At 60.6% G+C, this 14,841-nt stretch carries 12 protein-coding genes; 7 read left to right on the top strand and 5 right to left on the bottom strand.

All coding sequences use genetic code 11. The features are described 5' to 3' along the window. Nucleotides 1-2: 2 nt before the first annotated feature. Nucleotides 3-1,985, bottom strand: a complete 1,983-nt coding sequence (gene cyoB / locus PATSB16_RS02685) for a cytochrome o ubiquinol oxidase subunit I (protein ID WP_047212508.1) — start codon at nucleotides 1,983-1,985, stop codon at nucleotides 3-5. Between the two features lie 3 nt (nucleotides 1,986-1,988). Continuing rightward, a complete protein-coding gene (gene cyoA, locus PATSB16_RS02680; RefSeq protein WP_047212507.1) occupies nucleotides 1,989-2,954 on the bottom strand; it encodes a ubiquinol oxidase subunit II in 966 nt (321 codons plus the stop codon). A gap of 961 nt (nucleotides 2,955-3,915) precedes the next feature. Between cyoA and PATSB16_RS02675 the strand changes: the two genes are divergently transcribed. From PATSB16_RS02675 to PATSB16_RS02665, 3 genes are all read left to right on the top strand, one after another. After that, entirely contained in the window at nucleotides 3,916-4,128 is a 213-nt protein-coding gene (locus tag PATSB16_RS02675; RefSeq protein ID WP_047212506.1) for a hypothetical protein, read from the top strand. Between the two features lie 174 nt (nucleotides 4,129-4,302). After that, nucleotides 4,303-5,805 (top strand): sensor domain-containing diguanylate cyclase, encoded by a 1,503-nt coding sequence (locus tag PATSB16_RS02670; RefSeq protein ID WP_047212505.1) that lies wholly within the window; start codon nucleotides 4,303-4,305, stop codon nucleotides 5,803-5,805. 301 nt (nucleotides 5,806-6,106) lie between these two features. Then, nucleotides 6,107-6,976 (top strand): crotonase/enoyl-CoA hydratase family protein, encoded by an 870-nt coding sequence (locus tag PATSB16_RS02665; RefSeq protein WP_047212504.1) that lies wholly within the window; start codon nucleotides 6,107-6,109, stop codon nucleotides 6,974-6,976. 47 nt (nucleotides 6,977-7,023) lie between these two features. Here the strand turns inward: PATSB16_RS02665 and pdeR are convergent, their stop codons facing one another. Next, entirely contained in the window at nucleotides 7,024-9,024 is a 2,001-nt protein-coding gene (gene pdeR / locus PATSB16_RS02660) for a cyclic di-GMP phosphodiesterase (protein ID WP_047212503.1), read from the bottom strand. Nucleotides 9,025-9,579: 555 nt separating this feature from the next. Here pdeR and PATSB16_RS02655 point away from each other — a divergent pair. From PATSB16_RS02655 to PATSB16_RS02640, 4 genes are all read left to right on the top strand, one after another. Beyond that, entirely contained in the window at nucleotides 9,580-10,923 is a 1,344-nt protein-coding gene (locus PATSB16_RS02655; RefSeq protein WP_052892546.1) for an EAL and HDOD domain-containing protein, read from the top strand. Between the two features lie 141 nt (nucleotides 10,924-11,064). After that, on the top strand, nucleotides 11,065-11,472 hold the full coding sequence (locus PATSB16_RS02650) for a DUF4148 domain-containing protein (RefSeq protein WP_052892545.1): 408 nt from the start codon (nucleotides 11,065-11,067) through the stop codon (nucleotides 11,470-11,472). Between the two features lie 231 nt (nucleotides 11,473-11,703). Next, complete coding sequence (locus PATSB16_RS02645; protein ID WP_047216206.1) at nucleotides 11,704-12,357, top strand: HugZ family pyridoxamine 5'-phosphate oxidase; 654 nt, start codon at nucleotides 11,704-11,706, stop codon at nucleotides 12,355-12,357. Nucleotides 12,358-12,435: 78 nt separating this feature from the next. Next, nucleotides 12,436-12,639 (top strand): hypothetical protein, encoded by a 204-nt coding sequence (locus PATSB16_RS02640; RefSeq protein WP_047212502.1) that lies wholly within the window; start codon nucleotides 12,436-12,438, stop codon nucleotides 12,637-12,639. Nucleotides 12,640-12,786: 147 nt separating this feature from the next. Here PATSB16_RS02640 and folE read toward each other — a convergent pair whose 3' ends face one another. Both folE and PATSB16_RS02630 read right to left on the bottom strand, forming a co-directional pair. Then, a complete protein-coding gene (gene folE, locus PATSB16_RS02635) occupies nucleotides 12,787-13,515 on the bottom strand; it encodes a GTP cyclohydrolase I (RefSeq protein ID WP_047212501.1) in 729 nt (242 codons plus the stop codon). A 56-nt stretch (nucleotides 13,516-13,571) separates the two neighbouring features. After that, nucleotides 13,572-14,567: a MerR family transcriptional regulator gene (locus PATSB16_RS02630; protein ID WP_047212500.1), complete on the bottom strand. Its 996-nt coding sequence runs from the start codon at nucleotides 14,565-14,567 to the stop codon at nucleotides 13,572-13,574. Between the last annotated feature and the right edge of the window lie 274 nt (nucleotides 14,568-14,841).

Raw genomic sequence — 14,841 nt, 5'->3', positions numbered from 1 at the left:
TTTTAAGCCTGCGGCGCTATGCGTTGAAAAGATTGAGCTTCGGTCTGTTCGACTTGCTTGGCCGGTACGTAGTAATCGATCTCGTCGTCATTGCTGCGGAAAATGACCGCTGCGATCATGCCGACGAATCCGACGATCGCCAGCCACCAGATGTGCCAGATCAACGCGAAGCCGAACGCCACGCTCAGGCCGCCGATGATGACGCCGGCCGAGGTGTTCCTGGGCATGTGAATCTGCTGGTAGCCGCCGGGCGCTTCGTCGCGCACGGGCAAGCCATGCTCCCTGCGATAAGCCAGCTCGTCACGCGCGTGGATCACCGGCGTATGAGCAAAGTTGTAGAACGGCGGCGGCGAAGCGGTGGTCCATTCCAGCGTGCGGCCGCCCCACGGGTCGCCCGTCACGTCGACGTTCTGCTTGCGATCGCGGAAGCTGACGTACAACTGCGCGAGCTGGAAGAAGATACCCAGCATGATGACCGCGGCGCCGACCACGGCAATGTGCAGGTACGGCGTCCACAGCGGGTTGTCGGTATGGTTCAGACGGCGCGTCATGCCCATCAGGCCCAGCACGTACAGCGGCATGAAGGCCAGGTAGAACCCGATGATCCAGCACCAGAAGGCGCGCTTGCCGAGCTTTTCGTTGAGCTTGAAGCCGAACGCTTTCGGGAACCAGTAGGTCATGCCCGCCAGATACCCGAACAACACGCCGCCGATGATGACGTTGTGGAAGTGGGCAATCAGGAACAGGCTGTTATGCAGCACGAAGTCGGCCGCCGGCACGGCCATCAGCACGCCGGTCATGCCGCCGATCACGAACGTCACCATGAAACCGAGCGTCCACATCACCGGCGTGGTCATTTCCACCCGGCCGCGATACATCGTGAACAGCCAGTTGAAAATCTTCACCCCGGTCGGGATCGAGATGATCATGGTGGCGATGCCGAAGAACGCGTTGACGTCGGCGCCCGAACCCATCGTGAAGAAGTGGTGCAGCCACACGACGAACGACAGGATGGTAATGCAGCAGGTCGCGTACACCATCGAGGTGTAGCCGAACAGCGGCTTCTTCGAGAAAGTCGAGATGACTTCGGAGAAAATCCCGAACGCCGGCAGAATCAGGATGTACACCTCGGGGTGACCCCAGGTCCAGATCAGGTTGATGTACATCATCGGGTTGCCACCAAACGAATTGGTGAAGAAATGCATCCCGAGGTAGCGGTCGAGCGACAACAGGGCCAACGAGACGGTCAGCACCGGGAACGCGGCGACGATCAGGATGTTGGCGCACAGCGCGGTCCAGGTAAACACCGGCATGCGCATCAGCTTCATGCCCGGAGCGCGCATCTTCAGGATCGTGGCCACGAAATTGACCCCGGAGAGCAATGTCCCCAGCCCCGATATCTGCAGCGCCCAGATGTAGTAATCGACGCCGACCCCGGGACTGTAGTGAAGCTCCGACAGCGGCGGATAAGCCAGCCAGCCGGTGCGCGCGAAATTGCCGACCGCCAGGGACAGGTTGACCAGTACCGCGCCGGCCACGAACAGCCAGAAGCTCAGCGAATTCAGGAACGGGAACGCCACGTCGCGCGCGCCGATCTGCAACGGCACGACGACGTTCATCAGACCCACCATGAACGGCATGGCCATGAAGAAGATCATGATGACGCCGTGCGCGGTGAAGATCTGGTCGTAATGCTCAGGCGGCAGGTAGCCGAGCGATCCGCCCGTGGCCACGGCCAGTTGGGTGCGCATCATGATCGCGTCGGAAAAACCGCGCAACAGCATGACCAGCGCCACCAGAATGTACATGACGCCGATTCTTTTGTGGTCGACGGTGGTCAGCCACTCGGTCCACAGCATCTTCCATTTGCCGAAATAGGTGACGGTGCCGAGCAACGTCAGGCCGGCCAATACCATGAAGCCCACCGCCCCCATGACGATCGGCACATTGTACGGGATAGCCGCAAGACTCAATTTACCTAACATGGTTTACTCCTTGGTACTGGAACGCATGGCCACGTTCATGTTCATGGCCATGTGCGCGCCCGACTGCGCTTGCTTTTCTGTATCCGGGGCCTTCATCTTCATCGCCGTGTCGGCACCCGCGCCGCCATCGCGATACTGAGTGAGGATGTCGTGATAGAGCTGCGGATCGACCGACGAATAGAACGTCACCGGATTGCTGTGGCTGGGCTTGGCCAACGCTTTATAGGCGGCGGTGTCCAGCTGCGCCGGTGCGGCCTTGACCTGCTTGACCCACGCTTCGAAATCGCTGCCGGACTTCGCCAGCGTAGTGAACTTCATGTCGGAGAAGCCGTCGCCACTGAAGTTCGCGGAGATCCCATCGTACGTGCCGACGTGGTTCGCAATCAGGTGCAGCTTGGTTTCCATCCCGGCCATGGCGTAGACCTGGCTACCTAGTTGCGGAATGAAGAAGGAGTTCATCACCGAATCCGAGGTGATCTGGAAATTGATCGGCGTATCGACCGGAACCGCGATCTGATTGACGGTGGCAATGTGCAGGTCCGGGTAGATGAACAGCCATTTCCAGTCCATCGCGACGGCTTCGATGCGCACCGGCTTGACGTCGGAATCCAGCGGGCGATACGGGTCCAGCGAGTGAGACGTGTTCCACGTGATAACGGCCAGGACGGCAATGATCGCGCACGGCACCAGCCACACGACCATTTCGATCTTGGTGGAATGCGACCATTTGGGGTCGAATTTGGCCTGCTTGTTCGAGGCACGATATTTCCATGCAAACGCGAACGTCATGATGATCACTGGCACCACCACGAGCAGCATCAGCACGGTAGCCGTGATGATGATCGATTTCTCATCGACGCCGATCTGTCCTTTCGGGTTGAGCAGGGTCAAGTTGTCGCACCCGCCGAGCAACAACGCGGCGCATGCGGACAGTGCCGTCAAAAGCTTCCTGGTTATATCGTTTTTCATCTCACGACTTCTAAAGTGTGGGCAATTGCAAAATCTGTACAGAACTCCGGGCAACCGCAACCAACCCGCCCGGGGCAGACCCGCCTGAACAACTTCTGCAAAAAGGCAAAGCGCCGATTGGCCGAATACAACACTGGCGCATGGCGATCGCCCTTTCGGGTGCGATCCAACTGGGCTCGGCCAGGGGCGAGCGGTCTCCTTGGGGGCGCACTTTTGGGGTGCAACCCGTCGGGTGTCACGAACCAGCCGGTGTCGGATTGAGTCGGTTGCACCGAATCGCCACTACGCACCGAGTGTCGGCGCCTGCGACGCGGGACCGCTGAGAAAACCGTCCTTGGTTTACATGTTCGAGATCAAGCCGCGCCAGATTGAGGTCTGGCAAACTACGACTTACCACCTATTCGAGCCTCATTTTCCGGACTACGCCGTATCGGAAAATTGATTCACTGCGCAATTATGCCGAAAACTCTTATGTAAGAGTGGTCGGCAAGAGCCTCGCGCAGAAGGTGCGCAACCCGAAAGCGCCGCAATTCCCGGCGGAATTATCTGAATATATTGAAAATTAACGCACGATAAAGGTGTTTTAAACTCACAGCCGCGTCGCCGCGGGTGCGACAATTGGCCGCACACTTTTGTGTCGCACTGCGGCGTAATCGATCATTCTTTTCGGCGATTGTCGGCATCGCACCCATTTCGCATGACGGGTTGCCGTCGGCGCCAAAGGCTGCTCCCGCCCGCTCAAGCAAACGACGGGGCCCCGGCACACGCGTCCGGCGCTTAAGCCGCCTTTAAGCTTCGCGCCTTACGCTGTCGGGGAGTTTTGCGTTCTCCGGCAAAAAACGATGCGAGCACTCACTTTCGTTTCATAACACCCGACCGGCTCATGGCCGCTCGGCTGATGCACGAAATGCCCCCGGCACCTACCCGCCAGCAAATGCAACTGGTTAACACGAGATTCAAGATGAAGAAATTTTTGACACCTCATGAATTAGCCACCTTGCTTCTGGTCTTGTTGGCGCCCACCCAAATTTCTCTCACGGATCCCGACCTCAACGCGCTGCAGCAAGACAGCCTGGTGGAGATCACGTCGGTCGCGCCCGACGCACCCGACGTGCTTTTGCCGCGCCTGACCGCGCAAGGCGAGGCAATCCTGAAGAAACTGAACCCAGCCTGATCGATCCGCGCCATGGCGCGTCGCCCCAACGCGCAATGCACTGAATTGTTCCGCCGATGCCACAGCGCTATTGGCCGGGGCCGCTTCTGCTATATGATGACCGCATAAGAAATTTCCGGCAGCTGATACACGCTGCCGCAGGCAAAACAATAATTGGTCGAATTTGGGTGCGCCATGCAGAAAAGCGTCTACACGGGGAGTACGCAACAAGAGAAAGCAGTGCTGAGCGACGAAGCGGAGATGTTCGCGCTGGCGCCGGTTTCGCTGTGGCTGGAGGATTTCAGCGAGGTTCGCGCGCTCTTCGAGCAATGGCGGGCCGAAGGCGTCACCGATGTGCGCGCGCACTTCCTGGACGACCCCACGCGTGTCGCGGCGTGCTCGTCGCGCATTCGCGTGCTGGCGGTCAATCACAAGACCCTGTCGATGTTCGAGGCGGCAACGCTCGAAGAACTGACAGCAAATCTGGGTAGCGTGTTTCGCGACGATATGCTCGCGACCCACATCGAAGAACTGTCCCAACTCTGGGCGGGCCAGACCGAGTTTCTCAGCCGAACCGTCAATTACACGCTGGGCAGTCGGCGCCTCGACGTACTGCTCAAGGGCGCCGTGCTGCCAGGTCACGAACAGACCTGGGATCGCGTGCTGGTGTCAGTCGAAGACATCACCGAACTGGAAGGCGCGCGGCGGCGCCTGGCGCTGAGCGAGGCCTACGCGCGCGGCATTTTCGAGCACTCGCCGGTTTCGCTGTGGGTCGAGGACTTCAGCGCAATCAAACGGCTGCTGGACGATCTGCGTGCCCGCGGCATCGTCGACTTTCGCGTGTTCACCGACGTCCATCCCGAGTTCGTCGAGCGCTGCATGCGCGAAATCCATGTACTCGATGTCAATCAGAAGACCCTCGAAATGTTCGGCGCGCCCGACAAAAAGACGCTTCTGCGCCGTTTGCCGGAAGTGTTCCGCGACGATATGCGCGTTCATTTTCGCGAACAGTTGATCGACCTGTGGGATCACAAGTATCACCAGCAGCGCGAGGTACTCAATTACTCGCTCGACGAGCAGGAGATCAATATTCACCTGCAGTTCTCGATATTTCCCGGTCACGAGAAAAATTGGGACCTGGTGCTGGTCGCGCTCACCGACATTACCGCCAGAAAAAAGGCGGAAGCCTATCTGGAATTCCTGGGCAAGCACGACGAGCTGACCAAGCTGCACAATCGTTCGTTCTATGTCGACGAGCTCAACCGGCTCGAGCGCAAGGGGCCATTCCCGGTGACCGTCATCATGGCCGACCTGAACGGGCTCAAGAGCACCAACGATCAACTCGGCCACGCGGCGGGCGATGCGCTGCTGCGGCGCGCCGGCGAGGTTCTCGCCAAGGCCGCCGATGCGTCGTTTCACGCGGCACGCATCGGCGGCGATGAATTTGCGCTGTTGCTGCCCTCGACCGACGAGCGCGGGGGCGTCGCCGTCATCGAAAGCATACGCCAGTTGATCGACATCAATAACCAGTTCTACCCGGGCGCCCCGCTAAGCCTGTCGCTGGGCGCGGCCACGTGCCGCGCCGGCGAGCGGCTCGAAGCAGCCGTGCAACGAGCGGATCAGCTGATGTACGAAGAAAAGCGCGCCTACTACGCGTCACCCGAGGCCGATCGGCGCCCGCGTGCGGATGTCGCCTGAACCAGCCGGTCGACCCTGAGCGGCTTGACATTGACACTCTCGAACGACTCCACCTTCGTGGCGAATTGCGCCGCGCTGTGCGCAAAGATATTTGTGTCGCTATCCATGCAACATCCGATCCGCCATAAACGCGGCATAATGAGCGCCGCCTGGCTGCCGGCGCGCCGCCTCAGCGGGCGTTATCGACGCATGAGTCGGGCGTCGCGCGAGGTGCTCGAGCCGGATGGTCATCACACTATTTCCTGCTTCAGCCTGTTAGGCTCTACCCAATCCAATCCACAAACAAGCACTGGAAAGGTCAATGAACCTCATCAATCACCCCGCGTGTCGTCCGTTTGTCGAGGCGGGCGAACTTTCCCAACTTTCGGCGTATTACGAGGAAGGGCGCAACATCATGTGGATGATGCTGCGCTCGCAACCACGCCCGTGCTTCAATCAGGCGCTGGTCAGCGACATCATTCATTTGGCGCGGGTCGCACGAGAATCGGGATTGCAGTTCGATTTCTGGGTCACCGGCTCGGTGGTGCCGGAAATTTTCAATGTCGGGGGTGATCTCGATTTTTTCGTCGAAACCATCCGCGCCGGGCAGCGCGACCCGCTGATGGCTTACGCCCGCTCGTGCATCGACGGCGTGTACGAAATCTTCACCGGCTTCGGGACCGGGGCCGTTTCGATAGCAATGGTCGAGGGCAGCGCGCTGGGCGGGGGCTTCGAGGCGGCGCTGGCGCATCACTATGTGCTGGCACAAAAAGACGTGAAGCTGGGCTTTCCGGAGATTGCATTCAACCTGTTTCCCGGCATGGGCGGGTATTCGCTGGTGGCACGCAAGTCCCACATGCGGTTGGCCGAGGAGTTGATCAGTACCGGCGAATCCCATACCGCGGAGTGGTACGCGGAGAAGGGACTGGTCGATCAGACCTTCGAGCCCGGTGAAGCATTCCTGGCCACGCGCACCTTTATCGATGTGATGCGCCCCAAGCTCAACGGCATTCGGGCGATGATCCGCGCGCGGCAGCGCGTGCTGCCGCTCTCGCGGGCCGAGTTGATGGATATTACCGAGGACTGGGTCAGGGCCGCCTTCACGATCGAGGAAAAGGACCTGGCCTTCATGGAGCGCCTGGTCATGCTGCAGAACCGGCGCGTGTCAAAACTCAGCCAACAGCGCCGCTAGGCGCCCCAGACCGTCGCGGCGGCGCCCCTGCGCACAGGCGCGACCCTTCAGGCGATCAAGCGGAGCCGTCGTTGCTCCGACAGCCAAACTTCGAACTCCTCTGCTGTCATCGGTTTTCCGTATAGGAACCCCTGCGCATAATCGACCCCGACCTGCTTGAGAAAATCGGCTTCAGCGCGAGTCTCGACTCCCTCTGCAATCACCGCGAAACGCAACTCCTGGGCAATCGCCGCCATCGAGCGCACCAGCGCCTGAGATTTGGTGTTGGTGTCGATTCCGGAGACGAAACTGCGATCCAGCTTGATCACGTCCAGCGGAATGCGCGCCAGTTGCGACAGCGACGAGTAACCGGTGCCGAAGTCGTCCAGATGCACCTTGGCGCCGAGTTGGCGGAATCGCTTGATCAGCCCGATCGCCGTGGCTTCGTCTTCGATGAAGCAGCTCTCGGTCAATTCGAGGTCGAGCAGACAAGGCTGCAGGCCGGCGACATCGAGGGCATGGCTGAAGTGATTCACGATATCCGTGTCGCACAACTGGCGGGCCGAGACGTTGATCGAAATCCGGATATTGAGCCCCTTGGCCTTCCAGCGCATGGCCTGGTTCGCCGCCGCTTGCATCACCCAGCGCCCGAGCGGTCCGATCAAGCCCGATTCTTCCGCGTAGCGGATGAATTCGGTCGGCGGAATCAGGCCGCGCTCGGGGGACTTCCAGCGAATCAGGGCCTCGACGCCATGCACCACGCCAGTGGCAAGCGATACCGCGGGCTGGTAATACAGCACCAACTGCTGCTCGTCGAGCGCCTTGCGCAGGTTGGTGTCGAGCCACATGTACTCGGCCACCTTTTTGTTCATATCGGGCGAGAACACCCGATAGGTGCGCTTGCCGGCATCCTTGGCGACATACATCGCCGTGTCGGCGCTGCGAATCAGGCTTTCGAGACCGTCGCCATGATCCGGGTAGAGCGCGATGCCGATCGAGCAGCCGGTGTAGATTTCCATCAACCCGAGGTGGAACGGCGTGCGCAGACGATCCAGAATGCGTTGGGCTGTCGCCTCGAGCAGTTCGATCGTGGATTTTTCGATCACCACCACGAACTCGTCACCGCCCAGGCGCGCCAGCGTATCGCCTTCCCCGAGGCAGCTCTGGATCAGGCTTGCGACGTCGCGAATCAAACGGTCGCCGACGACATGGCCGTAGTGATCGTTGACCTTCTTGAAATTGTCCAGGTCGAGGAACAGGATGCCAACGCGGTTGCTCTCGCCGGCCTGGGCGGCGATTGCCGTCTTGATCTTTTCATGGATGGCGTTGCGGTTCGGCAGGCCCGTCAGGCCATCGGTATTGGCCAGTTCCGACAGGCGCCTCTGCGCGTTGCGCTCCTCGGTAATATCGGTACCCGAGCAAATCAGGAACTGCTCGTCGACGCCGCTGCCGCTCTGGACGAATTTGTTGCGGAATAAAAAGAGCCTGGGGCCATTGACGGTATTGATATACCGCTCGACTTCGTATGGCTCGCCAGAATTGTAAAAGCTGGAGATATTGCGACTCGAGGCCTGTCCCTGCTCCGCCGACATGAACAGTTCGAAGGCACTCTTGCCGATCACGTCTTCCTCGCGCATGCCGGTGACTTCCTCGCACAACCGGTTAAAGCGCTGCACCCGACCGTGCCGATCCAGAATCACCACCAGCGAGTTGACCTCCGAGACCACCTGCTCGGCGAAAGACAGCCCGTGGACCAAATCGCGCGCGACCGAAACCGTGTCGTCGTAAGCTGAGGCAGTGCCCGCCCATTGGGTGGGATTGACCTTCCTGCCGACCAGGTGAAGTCGCAACGGCTCGCCGACGATACTGACATCCAGCACCCGGTGAGACGTCACGCCCGTCATGCCCCGAACCTCGCCCGCTTGCGCCGCGCTCAGCGCGATGCTCAGATTGGTCGAGCCGCGCTGTGCTTCGAGCGACAGCGCGTTACTGTCGCCGGCCAGGCGCCAATACGGGCTACTGGTACCGAAATATTCGTACAGTATTGAGTAATCTAGATCGTTATCCATGGATGAGCCCCGCGCAGGATTTCCTGCCTCGCCGGTTACGCTAGTTTGTAAGTTCGTGGACAACTACTATTCTCGTTGAGCGCAGCAATTCAAATATTGACCGCAAGGCGCCGATGCAGCCTGTGGCGGCACCCTCTTTTTCGGCGGCAATCAAAGACTCGCTTTTCATACCCTGCGGCACGGGCAAATGCCCATATTTCCTAAGCTTAGCAGGGAATTGTAAAAATCGGTGACAACCGCGCTTTTTGCCACGCATGTTAGCAAATTTGCATGGCCGGTATATCGCTGTTATGTTCGGGTTTTTATGCGTCAAGCCAAGGGCCAACGGGCGTAAAACCAGTGCCGGTGCGTTCCGAGCGGCACGATTTGCCGCCCTTGGCCGGTCCGAAAGGCTTACCATATGCGGCTTTTCGCCCGTTACCATGAAAATGGATTATGCTCGTGCGGTCGATAGGCTTATGATGCGAGGCTCGGCGCTTGAACGGCCGACCGACGCATTGGCGCCGTTGCAGGCATGCCATAGTTATCAATAGCAAGGTTTTTCCTAATAGACAGATGCAACGTTTTAGCTCATCGGGCCGCGCCAAGGCGAACACTGCCACCGCCGCGTCCATATCCGACGATGACACCGGAGTGCCCGAGGAGCAGGTCTACCTCGGGCGCCAGCCTATTCTGGACTGCCGTGGCGCACTGACCGCGTTCGAGTTGCTGTTTCGTTCCAGCCTGGCCAATTTTGCTGTCGTCACGAATGACGCCGAGGCGACTGCGCATGTGATTTCTCGCATCTTCGGCGACGTCGGCATCCATGCGGCGCTGGGCGGACACACCGGCTACGTGAATGTCGACCGGACGATGCTGATGTCCGACATCATCGAACTGCTGCCGCCCGAGCGCTTCGTGCTGGAAATCCTCGAAACGGTGGAACTCGATCAGGTGCTGCTCGAGCGTTGCCAGGCGTTGCGCAAGCTCGGTTTTCGTTGCGCCCTCGACGATGTTTCACGCCTGTCGCCACGCTTCGAGGAAATTCTGCCGTATATCGACATCGTCAAAATCGACTTCCTGCAATGCCCTCGCGACGAGATCGAGGCGCTCGTCAAGGTAGTCAAGCAACACGGCAAGGTGCTGCTGGCAGAAAAGATCGAAACCCTGGAAGACCATGAAATCGCCATGCGCATGGGTTTCGAGATGTTCCAGGGCTATTACTTCGCCAAACCCCAAGTACTGTCCTCGCGCAAGACCAACGCCTCGCGCACGGCCCTGTTGCGGCTGCTGGTGCTGCTCAGCGGCGAACCGAGCATCGCCGAAATCGAAACCGAACTCAAGGCGCATCCGGACCTGGTCGTCAAGCTGCTGCGCCTGCTCAACTCGAGCGCCGTTGGCCTGACGCGAACGATTTCATCGCTGCACACCGCGATTCTGGTTATTGGCACCCGTCAGGTCGCGCGCTGGGCGCAAATGCTGCTGTTTGTCGAAGGCAATCAACTCAATCTGCGCGCCGATCCGTTGGCCGAGCTGTGCGGCACGCGGGCGCGGTTCATGGAACTGGCCGCCAACCGCATCCGGCCGAACGATGGCCGCTTCAGCGACACCGCCTTCATCACCGGTGTGCTCTCGCTGATCTATGTGCTGTACGGCGAAGCCACCAGCGACGTCGTGCAGCGCCTGCCGATCGACGCCAACATACGGCGCGCCGTGCTCAACCGCGAAGGCGAGCTGGGCCTGCTGCTCGACGCCGCCGAGGCCACTGAGTCCGGCGATTACGACAGCATGGCCGCCGCCTGCGAGCCGCTGCCCGCACTCGAGGCCGACGACCTGGCCGCGATCGGCCTGGCGGCCGGAGCCTGGTACAACTACTCGGTCTCTCCACCCCGCAAGGACGCGGGAAATACCAGCACCTGAGTCTCTCCCCGCCTCATTATTGCCAAAAACGAAATGATCCATTGAGCCGGAGGCTGTTTTTCCTCACTGAGCGGCGCAATAGACTGATCCTGTCGACGATGAAAACACATCGCCCCCTTTTGAATAGACAGGAGAATGATCATGAAACGCAATCTTTTGGCCGCCGCCTTGCTGTCCACTGTGCTCGCCGGTGCCGCCGGCTCGGCGATGGCCAGCGACGCTTACCCCGATGGTTCGCAACTGGCCGGCATCCCCGCGGCCTCGGTGCTCAGCCGCGCCCAGGTCAAGGCTGAACTGGCACAGGCGCGGACCCAGGGCCTGCTGGTGTCGAGCGACGCAGCGTACCCGCACTCGATCGAACAAGGCCCGGGCAAATCCCGTGCAGCCGTCAAGACCGAACTCGCGCAAGCCCGCGCGGCCGGCGTGCTCGAGCAGAACGACATCGTGTATCCGCGCGCCATGGCAGTAGCGCAACCCGCCGCGCTTGCTCAAAACGGCGCGCTGACGGTTGCCAGCATCGAACCCGGCAGCATCTCCCCGCAACCTTGATGCCCCCCCCTGCCGCGAATTCGCGACAACCCGTCAGGCCTGGACCGGTCCTGACGCGACACCAGCGCGGCACGAGATGCCCCCACCCCCAGCGGTGGGGGCTTTTTGTTGTGCGCGTCCGCACCCGACGCACCCTCTCATAAATGCACTATTGCACGATTGCACGGCGAGTTATTCCGTGGTGATATGTCATTTCCGGCAGAATCGCCGCAGCAAGCGGCCCCTACTCCCGTGAACATCGCTATCGAAGACGCCGTTGCCTTATTGCACGAAGCACCCCACGGCACCCTGGCCACCTATTCGGCCACATTGTCCGGTTATCCGTATGCCACCGGCGTGCCCTACGTGACAGATGCGCATCATCGTCCGGTGCTGTGCATCAGCAGGCTGGCCGAACACACCAAGAACTTGCTGGCCGACCCACGTGCCAGTCTGTTCGTTGCGCATCCGGGCACAGCCGACATTCAGGCGGCCCCGCGGCTGACGCTCACCGGCGAGGTGGAGCCTTTCGAGCCGCCGCTCGATTTTCTGGAGCGCTATCTGCGCTATCAGCCGGGTGCGCGGGAACTGCTTGTGCTGGACTTCATTTTCCTGCGGCTCAACCCGCTCCAGACCCGAGTGATCGAAGGCATCGGCCGCATGGGCTGGTTATCACGTGAGGACTGGGCAGCATTGCCGGTGGTGCCGCACAGTGAAGAAACCGCCCTGGTCAATCTCGCGGTCCAGCATATGCGACCCGACGTGCGGCTGCTTGGCATCGACTGCTACGGGATGGACTTGATGGTTCATGGCCAACGCACCCGCCACCGGTTTGCCGACGGACCGCTGCACGCCGACGCGCTCGCCGAAGCGGTCGACCGGGTCGCCCCCACGTTCGGCATCTGATGCGCCGGCGCGGGGTCCACACAGAGTGCGCAACCAAGACCTGAACGGCGTGTCCAACCGTCGAATTGGAGCGTAATCATGATCAAATTGCTGACGGCTTTGGCTTTGACGGCGCTGCTTGCCGGTTGCGTGGTTGCACCGCCTTACGGTTACTACGCACCGGGGCCCGCCTATGGGTATGGTTACAACTATTACGATAACTACTATTACGGCCCGCCGACCGTAACTTTCGGCGTCGGTTTCGGCGGCGGCTGGCACCATCGGGGCGACTGGCACCATTGATAGCGGATGACGTGCAGCGGCGCGTCCATCCCGCAGGCCGAGAGGTGTCCCCGCCGTTTCCCCGCATTGCGACATGTGCCCGCACAATGGCACCGACACTTGCGCCGTCGCGCGGCGGCCACGCTCGGATGCGTGGCCCGCTTGCCCTTACTGATCGCGCCTTGGCAGCAGAGAAAGAAATTCCCGGCGCAGCGCCGGATCGCGCTGGAACGCGCCGCGCATCACACTATTGACCATCTTCGCGTTGTCGTCCTTGACACCGCGCCAGTGCATGCAGAAATGGTCTGCTTCGAGCACGATTGCCAGCCCGTCGGGCGCCAGCCGCGTCTCGAGCAGGTCGGCCAGCTGCGCAATCGCCTCTTCCTGGATCTGCGGCCGTGCCATGACCCAATTGACCAGGCGCGCGTATTTCGACAGGCCGATCAGGTTCGAGTTTTCATCCGGCAACACGCCGATCCATACGCGCCCCATGATCGGGCACAGATGATGCGAGCAGGCGCTACGCACGCTGATCGGGCCGATGATCATCAGCTCGTTCAAACGCTCGACATTGGGAAACTCCGTGACGGCGGGCGCAGCTTCATAGCGGCCGGCGAACACTTCCCGCACGAACATCTTGGCGACCCGGCGCGCCGTGTCTCGCGAGTTGTGATCGTTCTCGACATCGATGACCAGCGAGCGCAATACGCCTTGCAGCTTGTCCGCGACCTCCTGTTGCAGCGCGTCGAGCTCGCCTTCGCGCAGATAGGCCGCGATGTTGTCGTTGGCATGAAAACGCGTTCCCGCGCTCATCAGCCGCTGACGTATGCGCTGCGACAAGGGTATGCCGTCGCAGGCTTCGCCCGTGACGGAAGGGGGTTGCACCATCAGATCCATGACCGGGCTCCTGGGTGGGTTGAGCACGGCGCGCGAAAATCGCGCACCGCGCTGATTCATGCGCCGCCGGGCACGGGCTTGCCGTGTCCGGCGGCGATTTGTTCCAAGGCACTCTCGAACGCGTGCCGCGCGTGATTCGCTATGTCGCCCAGCAATCGATGCAAAACCCGATCGGCGGGCGAGTCGTTCGCACAGCTGTCGCTGTACGTCTCGAAAGCATCCAGTTGCAGGATCAAATCGACGATATGGCGCGGGCACTCGCACGCAATCGGCGCAGCGCTACCAGACAGCGACACCAGGTGGCGATCGTCGAAACGGCGGCGCACGCGCTCGCCGCCCAGCGACACCGCCCGTTCGCGTTCGCACTCGCGGCGCATGTCACTCAGCAATTGCCGCAGTTCGGTCCGATTACCAGGGCGACGATAGACGCGCACGCCGGCAAGATGCAGCGAGGCGGCCGCGCCGTTCGAGCCGAACGGGTAAATCACCGCCGCCGCGCGAAATCCGCCGCCGTGCGTCATCCGCAATACCTGCTCGACCGTCTCGTCCCACAGGCCGGGCACCTCGACCAGCAGTATCTGGGCGTCGACCTTCACACCTCGGGCACGAGCCGCCTCGAAATCTCCAATGGATGGATAGCTGGCCCGCACCTGCAAGCCTTGCAAACCGAGCTCACCGGCATACTCCGCCAGGCGCTCGGGCAACACGTCACCCACCACCGCCAGGCCGAGCACCACCGGCTCGTCGTCCGCACGGGCTCGCATGGCGCGCTGGCCGTTGGACGCCTCGAGCTCCGCCAACTGTTGCTCGTCGAGCCTGGCGATCGATCCAATCGCATAGCCTCGATCGACCAGCGCCTTGATCCGCACCAAACGCCGGACATCGTCTTCCGAGTACAGGCGCTGGCCCGACGCTGTGGTCGGCGGCGCAACAATGCCATAGCGCCGCTCCCAGATGCGCAGGGTCGTCACCGGCATGCCAGCCAGACGCGCCGCCTTGCCGCTTCGATAACCGTGCGTCTTTCCTGTCACCGACGTTTTCGTTCGTTCCATCGCAATTGCCGATTCTGTGAATCCTCGAGTGGCCGCAGACTATCAATTTCGTTTCATCATGTCAACGATAATTCGATACAAAATGTGTACACGCGAATTATTTGACTCACACTTCAAGTCGATTAAAAGAAGCTATCCCCAAGATAAATATAATTTATTTCAAATCACCGGCGATCCCTCGCCAGTCAGCCCAAAGGAATTTCACTGGATGACTCGCATTTTTCGGATTCATGAATCCGATTTCATCATTTTGCGATACACTTGCATCGCATTG

This window comes from Pandoraea thiooxydans (assembly GCF_001931675.1).
Lineage (GTDB): Bacteria > Pseudomonadota > Gammaproteobacteria > Burkholderiales > Burkholderiaceae > Pandoraea > Pandoraea thiooxydans.
Note: the sequence above shows the minus strand (reverse complement) of the source record. Positions and strands in the feature narration are given on the sequence as shown.

Coding starts and splice junctions, on each gene's coding strand:
- PATSB16_RS02675 (WP_047212506.1), top strand. CDS start 3,916: ATGAAGAAATTTTTGACACCTCATGAATTAGCCACCTTGCTTCTGGTC.
- PATSB16_RS02650 (WP_052892545.1), top strand. CDS start 11,065: ATGAAACGCAATCTTTTGGCCGCCGCCTTGCTGTCCACTGTGCTCGCC.
- PATSB16_RS02640 (WP_047212502.1), top strand. CDS start 12,436: ATGATCAAATTGCTGACGGCTTTGGCTTTGACGGCGCTGCTTGCCGGT.
- pdeR (WP_047212503.1), bottom strand. CDS start 9,024: ATGGATAACGATCTAGATTACTCAATACTGTACGAATATTTCGGTACC.
- PATSB16_RS02670 (WP_047212505.1), top strand. CDS start 4,303: ATGCAGAAAAGCGTCTACACGGGGAGTACGCAACAAGAGAAAGCAGTG.
- PATSB16_RS02630 (WP_047212500.1), bottom strand. CDS start 14,567: ATGGAACGAACGAAAACGTCGGTGACAGGAAAGACGCACGGTTATCGA.
- folE (WP_047212501.1), bottom strand. CDS start 13,515: ATGGATCTGATGGTGCAACCCCCTTCCGTCACGGGCGAAGCCTGCGAC.
- PATSB16_RS02655 (WP_052892546.1), top strand. CDS start 9,580: ATGCAACGTTTTAGCTCATCGGGCCGCGCCAAGGCGAACACTGCCACC.
- cyoB (WP_047212508.1), bottom strand. CDS start 1,985: ATGTTAGGTAAATTGAGTCTTGCGGCTATCCCGTACAATGTGCCGATC.
- PATSB16_RS02665 (WP_047212504.1), top strand. CDS start 6,107: ATGAACCTCATCAATCACCCCGCGTGTCGTCCGTTTGTCGAGGCGGGC.
- cyoA (WP_047212507.1), bottom strand. CDS start 2,954: ATGAAAAACGATATAACCAGGAAGCTTTTGACGGCACTGTCCGCATGC.